General features: G+C 74.6%; 6 protein-coding genes and 1 tRNA gene. All 7 read right to left on the bottom strand.

Annotated elements, in window-relative coordinates; all coding sequences use genetic code 11:
* Positions 1-231: 231 nt before the first annotated feature.
* Complete coding sequence (locus ACFV4F_RS02720) at positions 232-2,856, bottom strand: ComEC/Rec2 family competence protein (protein WP_380500180.1); 2,625 nt, start codon at positions 2,854-2,856, stop codon at positions 232-234.
* 42 nt (positions 2,857-2,898) lie between these two features.
* Positions 2,899-3,627 carry a helix-hairpin-helix domain-containing protein gene (locus ACFV4F_RS02715; protein ID WP_380500179.1) on the bottom strand — a complete coding sequence of 243 codons (729 nt, stop codon included), beginning with the start codon at positions 3,625-3,627 and terminating at the stop codon, positions 2,899-2,901.
* Between the two features lie 412 nt (positions 3,628-4,039).
* A complete protein-coding gene (locus ACFV4F_RS02710; protein WP_380500178.1) occupies positions 4,040-4,903 on the bottom strand; it encodes a DegV family protein in 864 nt (287 codons plus the stop codon).
* Between the two features lie 158 nt (positions 4,904-5,061).
* Complete coding sequence (locus tag ACFV4F_RS02705) at positions 5,062-5,898, bottom strand: hypothetical protein (RefSeq protein ID WP_380500177.1); 837 nt, start codon at positions 5,896-5,898, stop codon at positions 5,062-5,064.
* 430 nt (positions 5,899-6,328) lie between these two features.
* On the bottom strand, positions 6,329-9,247 hold the full coding sequence (leuS, locus tag ACFV4F_RS02700; RefSeq protein ID WP_380500176.1) for a leucine--tRNA ligase: 2,919 nt from the start codon (positions 9,245-9,247) through the stop codon (positions 6,329-6,331).
* 308 nt (positions 9,248-9,555) lie between these two features.
* Positions 9,556-10,860 carry a hypothetical protein gene (locus tag ACFV4F_RS02695; protein ID WP_380500175.1) on the bottom strand — a complete coding sequence of 435 codons (1,305 nt, stop codon included), beginning with the start codon at positions 10,858-10,860 and terminating at the stop codon, positions 9,556-9,558.
* Between the two features lie 222 nt (positions 10,861-11,082).
* Positions 11,083-11,155 (bottom strand) — tRNA-Ala (locus tag ACFV4F_RS02690).
* Positions 11,156-11,457 lie beyond the last annotated feature (302 nt).

Genomic DNA, 11,457 nt, shown 5'->3' with positions numbered 1-11,457 from the left:
TCTCTCACCCACCTGGCCTGTTTGTGGGGGGGTTGGTTTTGGTGTTTTTTGCTGGGGGGGGGGGGGGGTGCCGCGGGCCCGGGGGGGGGGGGGCGCGCCCCCCCCCCCCCCCGCCGCAATCGTTTCCCGGGCCCCGCCCCGCCCCCCGCCCTCCCTCCTCCCCCCACCCCATCCCCCAGACCCCTGACCCACCACCCCGGGGGATGGAAGGAGAGCGAGGAAGGCGGGCCGTCAGATCGGCGGGGCCCGCGGGGTCCGCGGGCCCCGGCCGGTCCGGGACCCGGCCGGGTCGGCCGGCTCGGCCGTGGCGTGCGCGCCCGCCTTGTGCGCTCCGTGCGCGCTCTGCGGGTGCACGGCCACGCCGAGGGTGGCCGGGGAGTCGCCCGTGACGGCGATGTCCCCCGACCGATCGGTGCGCAGCACCGTCGCGCCGAGCCCGCGCAACCGGTCCACCGTCCGCGGGGACGGGTGCCCGTACGAATTGCCCTCGCCGCACGAGATCAACGCCAGCCTCGGTCGCAAGGCGTCGACCAGGTCCCAGTACTGATGGGCGGACCCGTGGTGCGCCACCTTCAGGACGTCCACGCGCCCCAACCGCCCCGACAACGCGGCCTGCGCCGGTGGCTCCAGATCACCCAGCAACGCCATCCGCACCCCGCCGCCCACCGTCACCACCATCGCGACGCTCGCGTTGTTGGCACCCGACGCCTCGACGTCCGTACCCGCACCCGGCCAGACCACGTCCCACGCCAACTCCGCTCCCGCCGAGCGACGTTCACCCCGCCTGGCACGAATCAGCGGCACGCCCGCGCCGGCCGCCCACCCCGCCACCCGGGCCGCCTCGCCCGGGGGATCGTCCAGCGTGGTGCTCTCGATCGCGCCGACTCTGCGCCCCCGCAGTACTCCGGGCACGCCCTCGACGTGGTCAGCGTGAAAATGCGTCACCAAAAGCAACGGCACGCCCGTAACGCCCAAGTCCCGCAGGCACCGATCGGCCGCGTTCGGATCCGGCCCCGCATCGACCACCACCGCACTGCCCGGCGCATCCGTCCGCAGCACCAGCATGTCTCCCTGCCCGATGTCGCACATCACCATCCGCCACCCGGGCGGCGGCCAGCCCGTGGCGATCCGGCTCAGCACCGGTGGACGCAGCAGCACCGTCATCAGGACCACCAGCAGCACACCGGCCACCAGCGCCCGCACCCATCGCCGCCGGGGAGGACGCGCACCGGGCTCCGCCCGCCGGGGCAGCAGCAAGGGCGCCGCCCAACAGGCCGCCAGCGTGGCCAGCCCGACCGTCACGACCCCGAACCACCCACCGGGCCAGGCGAGTTGTCCACCGGGCAGCTCGGCGCCCCGCCGCGCCACCAGGGCCAGCCAGCTCGCCGGCACCCCGGCCGGCTCCGCGAGCAGCCGGGCCAGTGCCGGGGAGAGCGGCTGCAGCACGAGCACCCCGAAGCCGAGCAGCGTCGCCGGGGCCACCGCCAGCTCTGCCAGCAGGTTGCACGGGATCGCGACCAGGCTGACGTGTCCGGACAGCACCACCGTCACCGGCGTGCACAGCGCCTGGGCCCCCGCCGTCGCCGCGAGGGCGCCCGCCAGGTGGTGCGGCCAGCGCCGGGACCTCAGCGCCTCGGCCCAGTGCGGCCCGAGGACGAGCAGCCCCGCGGTGGCGAGCACGGAGAGCAGGAAGCCGTACGGCCGCGCCAGATAGGGATCCAGCAGCACCAGGACCAGCACCGCCCCGGCGAGCGCGGGCACGGCCCGCCGGGGACGGCCGGTGGCAAGCGCGAGCATGCCGATCAGGCCTGTCCCCGCCGCCCGCAGCACGCTGGGCTCCGGTCGGCAGATCGTGACGAACGCCAGTGTGAGCGCCGTCCCGAGCAGGGCGCTGGTGCGCAGCGAGAGGCCCAGCAGCGCCGCGAGCCCGCGCCGTTCGGGCGTGCCCGCCTGGCCCGGGGCGCCCAGCAGGACGCCGAGGACGATCGCCAGGTTGGCCCCGCTCACGGCCACCAGGTGCACCAGGTCGGTGGCGCGGAAGGCGTCCAGGAGGTCGTCGGAGAGCCGCGAGGTGTCCCCGACGACGAGCCCGGGCAGGAGCCCCCGCGCGTCCGGCGGGAGCCCGTCGCTCGCCGTCCGCAGTCCCTCGCGCAGTCGCCCGGCGATCCGCTGCGGCAGACTCGGCGGCGCGAGCAGCCGGGGCTCGCCCCGGGCCACCAGCAGTGCCGCGGCCTCCGTGTCGTACCCCTCCCCCGCCGGCCTGACCTCGGCCTCCACCGCGAGCCGGGCGGACGGGAGCAGCCCTTGCCACGGGCCGGCGTCCTGGCCCCGCACCATCACCGTGACCGGTGTCCGGGTCTGGACGGCCCGCTCCCCGGAGACGGTGACGCGGTCCACCACGGCGTCCAGCGTGAGCACGGACTGCCCGCCGGTCGTACCGCCCCGGAACGCATGGGACTTGGGATCGCCCACGACGGTCAGTTCGACCTCCACGCCCCGGACCGGCTCGCCCGGCTGACGCGGCGGACGGTGCTCGGCCGCCCGGGCGAGTCCCGGCAGCGGCCCGCGGTGCAGGTCGGCGGTGTGCAGGAGCGTCGCGGAGGCCGACGCCGCACCGGTGAGCAGGATCGCGGCCAGCGTCGTCGCCGCGCCTCCCCGGCGCAGCGCTCCCGGCCGGGCGAGCATCACGGCACCCGCGGCGGCGGCCGCGCCGGCGAGCCAGTAGAACACGGCGTCGTGCCCCGGCGCCCGCCCAAGGAGCGCCGCTGCGACCACCCAAGCGGCGACCGCCGGGAGCAGCAGCCGGAAGTCGGCGCGGGCGGTGTGAACGGACGAGGTCTGGTCGGTGGCGGACACGGCGGTACCTCCCTTCGGCGGGACGGGCTGGTGGACGGGACGTTAGAGGGTGAGCAGCGGGCGGAGTTCCGCATACGTCCGCGCGCCGATTCCGCTGACCTGCCGAAGCTGGTCGAGCGTGCGGAACGAGCCGTGCGACGTGCGGAACGCGAGGATGCGCTGGGCGAGGGTCGGGCCGACACCGGGGAGGGTGTCGAGCTGTTCGAGGGTGGCCCGGTTGAGGCTGACGGACTGCCTGGACGGGACGACCGACGGCGGCCCCGGGCCGGGTCCGGCGGCGACGCCGGGGTCCGTGCCGGGCGGGGGTGCCGGTTCGCCGACACGGATCTGTTCGCCGTCCGTCAGCACCCGGGCCAGGTTGAGGCTCCGGGTGTCCGTCTCCGGCAGCGGACCTCCCGCCGCCCGAAGGGCGTCGGCCACGCGCGAGCCGCCGGGCAGGGTGTGCAGTCCTGGCGTGTGGACCCGGCCTCCGACGTCCACGACGACGACGGGCTCGACGGCAGGCGGCGGCGCCGGCCCGGGCGGACCGCCCTCCGCACCCGTCTCGGCCGCCCCGGACGGGAGCGGCTGCGTCGACGTCACCGGCGCCGCCGAGCCCGCCGTCAGCGCCGGCACCGCGACCGCCTGCGGCCGGGCCAGCCAGAAGTGCTGCACGGCGTACCCGACCGCGAACAGGAGCAGGACGGCCAGCCCCACCACCGCCCGCCGGTCCAGGACCATCGCCGGCCCGAACCGGAACGGCACCTGGTGGCCGCCCTCCGGCGGCTCCACCTGATCGGGCCCACCCCGAGGCTCACCCGGGGGCGCGCCCACCGAGCCCACCGCACCGACACGCGAAACGGACTCCGCGGGCGGCGCCCCCGCGGCCGCAGCCTCTCCGACGCTCGCACCAGCAGCCGCACGCGCAGGGGCTCCTGCCACAGTCGTCAGCGGCAACGCGCCCGCCCCCGGCAACACGGCCGCCATCCGCAACCGGACGGTCTCGTTGATCTCGTGGCGCTTCGCCGCGCCCAGGCCCATGCTCGTCATGCGGAGCACGCTAGGAGTCCGCGATCGAACGCGCGGACATTACCGAAAGCCTGTGGATAACACGGGAGTTGTGGATAAATCAGCTAGCCCGGAAGAGTGATGGCACACCCATCACATTGACACCGCCCCCTGCACTCCCCTGCGCCTCACGCCCCTACACCACCGGCGGGACCACCACCGGCGACACCACCACCGCCAGCAGCCCCGGCCCGACGTGCGCCCCGATCACGGCCCCCACCTCGCCGACGTACAGCTCCCGCAGCGCCGGCACCCGCCCCCGCAGCCGCTCCGCGAGCGGCTCCGCCCGGTCCTCCGCCGCCAGGTGGTGCACGGTGATGTCGACCGGCCCCTCCCCGGAGCGCTCCACCGCGATCTCCTCCAGCCGCGCGATCGCCCGCGAGGCCGTCCGCACCTTCTCCAGCGGCTCGATCCGCCCGCCGTGCAGGTGCAGCAGCGGCTTGACGGCCAGCGCCGAGCCGAGCAGCGCCCGCGCCGCGCCGATCCGGCCGCCGCGCCGCAGGTGTTCCAGGGTGTCGACGTAGAAGAAGCCGCTGGTCCCGCCCGCCCGCCGGGTCGCGGCACCGGCCGCGCCGGCCAGGTCCTCCCCCGCCGCGATGGCCTCGGCCGCCGCCAGCACCCCGTACCCGAGGGCCATGCCCACGAGCCGGCTGTCGACCACCTCCACCGGGACCGGCGCCTCGGCCGCCGCCAGCCGGGCGGCCTCCACCGTGCCGGAGAGCTCGCCCGAGATGTGCACCGAGACGATGCCCCGGGCCCCGGCCTCGGCCGCCGCGCGGTAGGCCGCCGCGAAGGACTCGGGGTTCGGCCGGGAGGTCGTCACGCGCTGCTTGCCGCGCAGCGCCTCGGCGACGTCCTTCGGCGAGATCTCGACGCCCTCGGCGAGAACGGCGTCGCCGACCGCGACGCTCAGCGGGACCACCGTGATCCCGTGCCGGTCGAGGGCCTCCTGCGGCAGATAGGCCGTGGAATCCGTGACAAGGGCGAGGTCGGAGGGCATGAGGCGGAGGTTACTCCCCGTTCGGCCGGGATGACAGCGCCCGCCGTCCGGCACCCGTGCGGCACCGCGGCGGCACTCGAACAGCCCCGCGCGGCGACTCGAACAGCAGCCCCGACAGGCGCCCCCGAACGCCGACGGCGGTCGGCGCCGCCACCGGATCAGCCCGCCGAGGAACCGGCCGAGGGCCCCGCGGACGGCTTCCGCAGCCGCTGCGCGATCTTGGCCAGCGGGTCGCCGAGCCCGAGCAGGTCCTCGGCACTCGGCCGCCCCTTCCCGTCGGTGAGCCCGGCCCGGGGAGCCGACGCCCGCCCGGCCGCCCCCGCCGAACCGGCCGGAGCGGAAGCCGAAGCAGAAGCCGAGCCAGAACCAGCACCGGTACCAGAAGCAGCACCCGCACCAGCGCCGGCACCCGACGTGGACCCAGCAGCAGAACCCGCCCCCGCACTGTCCCAGTGCCGCAGCGCCCCCGCCTCGCTCTCGCACTCCTGGCCGAGCCGGCTCAGCTCGTCCTCCGCGAAACGGTGCATCCGGTCCTGCGCCGCCCACCGCATGGTCTCCGCGGAGTGGGTGATCCGCTTGGCGCGCTCCCGCAGCTCGGGCAGCTTGGCCGCGATCCGCCCGGTGTCCGGCTCACGCTCCAACACGCGCAGTTCGCCGTCGAGTTCGGCCGCGTGGGCGTCCAGCCGGGTCAGCAGGGCGAGCGCCTCGCCGAGCTGGCCGTCCTGGGCTAGGCCGGACTCCAGGACCTGCCGGGTGCCGTCGAGCGAGGTGCGCAGGCCCAGCCGGACGGCGGCGATCTGCCCCTGCGGGCCGGGCTTGGCGAAGGTCTTGGCCTTGAGCGTGGCGTTCTCGACCGCCCGCCGGGCGTTGGCCTCGTGGCGCTCGACCTTGGCGGCGACGGCCTTGGCCGCCTTGACGGTGCCGACGACGGCCAGCACGACCACCGCGATCCCGATGAGCAGGGCCAGTCCGAGCATCACGCCGAGCACGTCCATCACGAGCCACCTTCCGCCACCGGGCCGACCGCCGCCGGTCCGACCCCACCGATTCGACCCCTCGGGCCAACGCGGGCCGCCCCGCCGAGGGTTCCACGGTAGCCGCCGAACCGGCCCCGGGGGCAGGCCGAACCGGCCCGGACGCCCGAGATCAGGGACAGATCGGGGATCCCCCGGAAGGCCCGCACGCCACCCGGAAGGCCCGCGCCCCCACCCCAGGGGGGTCCCCACCCCGGAAAGCCCGCACGCCACCCCGGCCGCCGCCGAGAACGAGCCCTGACAAGAACGAACCCCGCCGAGAACGAACCCCGCCGAGAAGCGAGCCCCGACGAGAACGGGCGGGCGCCCCGAAGGACGCCCGCCCGCACGAGCACGGACTCAGGAGAGCCCCTCAGCCCGTCACCCCATCACCACATCACCTCGTCGCTCGTCACCCCGTGACGATGTTGACCAGCTTCGGCGCCCGCGCGATCACCTTGCGCACCGGAGCGTCCCCGATCGCCGCGACGACCGCCGGGTCGGCCAGGGCCAGCGCCTCCAGCTCGGTGTCCGAGATCGTCGGCGCGACCTCCAGCCGGGCCTTGACCTTGCCCTTGATCTGCACGACGCAGGTCACTGCCTCGTCGACGACGTACGCCGGGTCGGCGACCGGGTAGTCGGTGTGCGCCAGCGAGTCGCCGTGGCCCAGCCGGCGCCACAGCTCCTCCGCGACGTGCGGGGCCAGCGGCGCGACCAGCAGCACCAGCTGCTCGGCGACGGCCCGCGGCGTGGAGCCGCGCTTGACCAGGTGGTTGTTCAGCTCGATGGCCTTGGCCACGGCCGTGTTGAAGCGCAGCCCGGCCATGTCGCCGCGGATGCCGTCGATCGCCTTGTGCAGCGCGCGCAGCGTGGCCTCGTCGGCCGGCTCGTCGGTGACGACCAGCTCGCCGGTCGACTCCGAGACGACGTTGCGCCACAGCCGCTGCAGGAAGCGGTACGAGCCGATGACGGCGCGGGTGTCCCACGGGCGGGAGACGTCCAGCGGGCCCATCGACATCTCGTACAGGCGCAGCGTGTCGGCGCCGTACTCGTCGGCGATGTCGTCGGGGGCGACGGCGTTCTTCAGGGACTTGCCCATCTTGCCGGCCTCGCGCTTGACCGGCTCGCCCTGCCAGAAGTACGTGCCGTCGCGCTCCTCGATCTCGGCGGCGGGCACCGGGAAGCCGCGCTCGTCGCGGTAGACGTCGGCGGTGATCATGCCCTGGTTGAACAGCTTGTGGAACGGCTCGACGGACGACACGTGGCCCAGGTCGTGCAGCACCTTGTGCCAGAAGCGCGCGTACAGCAGGTGCAGCACCGCGTGCTCGGCGCCGCCGACGTACAGGTCGGCGCCGCCGGCCGGCTTGGTGGCGGTCGGGCCCAGCCAGTAGCGCTCGTTGGCCGGGTCGACGACGGCCGCGCCGTTGGACGGGTCGACGTAGCGCAGCTCGTACCAGCACGAACCCGCCCAGTTGGGCATGGTGTTGGTCTCGCGGCGGTAGCGCTTGGGCCCGTCGCCCAGGTCCAGCTCGACGTTGACCCAGTCCTCGTTGCGGGACAGCGGCGTCTTGGGCGAGGAGGTGGAGTCGTACGGGTCGTAGGTGTGCGGCGAGTAGTCGTCGACCTCGGGCACCTCGACCGGCAGCATCGACTCGGGCAGCGCGTGCATCACGCCGTCCTCGTCGTAGACGATCGGGAAGGGCTCGCCCCAGTACCGCTGGCGGCTGAACAGCCAGTCGCGCAGGCGGTAGTTGACGGTGCCCTCGCCGATGCCGCGCTCGGCCAGCCAGGCGGTGGCGGCGGCCTTGGCGGCGACGACGCTCAGCCCGTCCAGGGACAGGTCGCCCTGCTCCCGGGCGGAGTTGACGATGACGGAGTCGTACGTGTCGAACGCGTCGTCCCAGGTCGACGGGTCCTCGTCGCGCCCGTCGGTGGGCTTGACGACGCAGCGCATCGGCAGCGCGAAGGCGCGGGCGAAGGCGAAGTCGCGGTGGTCGTGGGCGGGGACGGCCATGATGGCGCCGGTGCCGTAGCCCATCAGCACGTAGTCGGCGATGAAGACCGGGACGGGCTGTCCGCTGACCGGGTTGACGGCGTGGGCGCCGGTGAAGACGCCGGTCTTGACCTTGGCCTCGACCTGCCGCTCGACGTCCGACTTGGCGGCGGCGGCCGCGCGGTAGGCGGCGACGGCCTCGGCGGGGGTGGCGGCGCCGCCGGTCCACTCGGCGGGGACGCCGGCGGGCCACTCGGCGGGCACGATGGTGTCGACCAGGCCGTGCTCGGGGGCCAGGACCATGTAGGTGGCGCCGAACAGGGTGTCGGGGCGGGTGGTGAAGACGGTGATCTTCTCGCCCTCGCCCGCGTCCTCGCCCGCACCCTCGCCCGCACCGATCGCGAAGTCGACCCGGGCACCCTCGGAGCGCCCGATCCAGTTGCGCTGCTGCAGCTTGATGGCCTCGGGCCAGTCCAGCAGGTCCAGGTCGGCGATCAGCCGGTCGGAGTAGGCGGTGATCCGCATCATCCACTGGCGCAGGTTGGACTTGAACACCGGGAAGTTGCCGCGCTCGGAGCGGCCGTCCGAGGTGACCTCCTCGTTGGCCAGCACGGTGCCCAGGCCGGGGCACCAGTTGACCGGCACCTCCTTGGCGTAGGCCAGGCGGTACTCGCCCAGGACCTCGTCGCGCTCGGCGGCCGACAGCTGCGACCAGGCGCGCCCGCCCGGCACCTCGCGCGAGCCGGACTCGAAGGCGGCGACCAGCTCGGCGATCGGACGGGCCTTGCCGGCGTCCTCGTCGTACCAGGAGTTGAAGATCTGCAGGAAGATCCACTGGGTCCAGCGGTAGTACTCCGGGTCGATCGTGGAGATCGAGCGGCGCGGGTCGTGGCCCAGGCCCAGTCGGCGCAGCTGCTGGCGCATGTTGGCGATGTTGGCCTCGGTGGAGACCCGCGGGTGGGTGCCGGTCTGCACCGCGTACTGCTCGGCGGGCAGGCCGAAGGCGTCGTAGCCCAGCGTGTGCAGCACGTTGTGGCCGGTCATCCGCTGGTAGCGGGCGTAGACGTCGGTGGCGATGTAGCCCAGCGGGTGGCCGACGTGCAGGCCCGCGCCCGAGGGGTACGGGAACATGTCCATGATGAAGCTGTGCGGCTTCGCGGCGACGTCGCCCGCGGCCGGGTCGGCCAGGTCGCCGGCCGGGTTGGGAGCGTTGAAGGTGCCTTCCTTCTCCCAGATGTCCTGCCAGCGGGACTCGATCTCCGCCGCCAGCGCGGCGCTGTACCGGAACGGCTCGGTCGCGGGCTCGGCCGCGCCGGACGCAGGGGTCGTCTCGCTCATGGTCCTTCAAGCTCCATCGATGTCAGTTGGCGAACCGCGCACGTGAACCACCGCGCACGTGAACCGTGCACGGGGTCGTGTTCGTGGACCGGACGCGGGGACCGGGCACGTGCACCCCGGACGCGGCGGGCCGGGTACCGGAAGACCCCGGACCGGACCGGAAACGGGGCGGAAAACAAAAAAGCCCCTCGCAGGAGGGGACGCCACGCCGACTCCGGCACCGCCCGAGGGCGCAGCCGGTCCTGGTCAGCGCGGCCGGCTAAGGAGCAGGCGCACGGTTCGCATGGGCTCAGGGTACCGCAAGCGGGTCAGCGCGCTCCCGGGGATACCGCGCGCCCGGCCGCGTCGAAGTCGCGCAACGCCCGCGCGACCCGCTCGGACTGCATGCCGGAGGCGAGCGTGCGGGCGGCGGCGGCGGTGCGGGCGGCCTCCCGCTGGTCGCCGAGGCGGCGGTGGGTCTCGGCCAGCCGGACCATGAGCAGCGCCTTGGCCCGGGCCCGGCCGGGGCCGAGGCCGGCGACGGCCTCGGCGAGCAGGGTCTTGGCCTTGCGGTGGTCGCCGAGGAACAGCCGGCCCTCGCCCACCATGCCGGCGAGGTCGGCGCGGGCCTCCTCGGTGCCGGGCAGGCCTTCGAGTTCGGCGAAGGCCCGGTCGGCGGCCCCGGCGGCCTCCTCGGCCAGGCCGCGGCGCCCGTAGGCGCGGGAGATCCGGGCGAACTGGCGGGCCCGGCCGGGGGCACCGAGTGCGTGGCCGTGCGCGTCGAGGGCGGTGGTGAGCGCGGCGACGGCGTCCAGTCCGCGCCCGCCCGCGCCCTGGGTGGCGAGCACGACGAGGCCGCCGAGCACGAAGACGCCGAGCCGGGCGTCGCCGCTGACGTGGGCGGCGCGCAGCGCGGCGACGAACGCCCGCTGGGCGGCGGCGTCGTGGCCGAGGTCGTAGGCGGCCCAGCCGGCCAGCCGGGCGAGCCGGCTGGCCTGGCCGTAGAGGTCGCGGCCGAGCCGTTCGTCGTAGGCGCCGAGTTCCAGGAGCTTGGCCACCATGGCGAGTTCGGCGCGGCAGGGGCCGAGGACGAGGCCGCCGCCGCAGGAGCGTTCCAGCCGCTGCTTGCTGCGGTAGGAGAGGCCGAGTTCGCCGACGAGTCCGGAGTCGACGCGCAGCGCGCCCTCGCCGCCGCCGACGGGCGGGGGCGGGGAGGAGAGCCGTTCGGCGGCCTGGTCGAGGTCGGCGCTGCGGAAGAAGTCGGTGAGGCGGACGGGCCCGGCGTCGGTGGCGGCCTCGCGCAGGGCGGTCTGGGCGGTGTCGGCGGTCCACGGGTCGGTGAGCAGCCTCGGCGAGAGGATCTTGGCGCCGCGGTGGCCGCCCATGCGGCCCCAGAGCTGCTCGTAGGTGACGGCCATGCCGAGCGTGCGGCTGAGCACCTCGCACACGGTCTGGTCGTGCGGGCTGCGCGGCACCATGCCCCGGTCGCGCCACTTGTAGGGGGCGGTGGAGCTGATGGCCAGGCCGGGCGGCAGGGCGAGGCTCACCTCGCGGGCGAGCCGCTCCGGACTCCAGCCGAGCTGGTGCAGTATCCGGGCCAGTTCCTCGTTCCGCCTTCGCTCCAGATCGGCCATGGCACGACGGTAGCGGTCCTTCCGGGTCCCGTGCCGGTGGCATGCACAGTCGAGTGGCGTACGGCGGGGCGCACGAAGCCTGAACGGCAGGGCACGCGAAGCCCGAACAGCAGGGCGCGCGAAGCCATGTCGGCGGGGCGCACCGAGGCGGACGGCAGGGCGCGCGGGGCCCGCAACGGCCGAGGGCCGCTTCCCGATTCGGGAAGCGGCCCTCAAATTCTGTGGAGCTATGGGGAATTGAACCCCAGACCTCTTGCATGCCATGCAAGCGCTCTACCAACTGAGCTATAGCCCCTTGACCTGCGATGTCACCGGGGTTTCCGTCCGGTTTCCCTCGGCGACATCGACTACTTTACACGGTCACGGGGGTGCTCCCCTAATCCGTTTCCGCGGCCGCCCCCGAGCGGGCCGGATGACGGCACGTCCGCAACACGCGGGGCCGGCAACAACAACCACAGCAACCCCGGGAAACACAAGAGGCGGGCCCCCCCGGGGGGGGGGGCGCGCGGCGGCGGGGGTGCGATGGGGCTGTGTCGTATACACATCTGTCGCTGGCGACGACAATGCCAGTGTTTATCTCGGTGGGGGGCGGAGGCT

The sequence above is a fragment of the Kitasatospora sp. NPDC059722 genome (assembly GCF_042733235.1).
Taxonomy (GTDB): Bacteria; Actinomycetota; Actinomycetes; order Streptomycetales; family Streptomycetaceae; genus Kitasatospora.
This window is presented reverse-complemented; position numbering and strand designations above follow the sequence as displayed.

Coding starts and splice junctions, on each gene's coding strand:
- ACFV4F_RS02705 (WP_380500177.1), bottom strand. CDS start 5,898: ATGGACGTGCTCGGCGTGATGCTCGGACTGGCCCTGCTCATCGGGATC.
- leuS (WP_380500176.1), bottom strand. CDS start 9,247: ATGAGCGAGACGACCCCTGCGTCCGGCGCGGCCGAGCCCGCGACCGAG.
- ACFV4F_RS02710 (WP_380500178.1), bottom strand. CDS start 4,903: ATGCCCTCCGACCTCGCCCTTGTCACGGATTCCACGGCCTATCTGCCG.
- ACFV4F_RS02695 (WP_380500175.1), bottom strand. CDS start 10,860: ATGGCCGATCTGGAGCGAAGGCGGAACGAGGAACTGGCCCGGATACTG.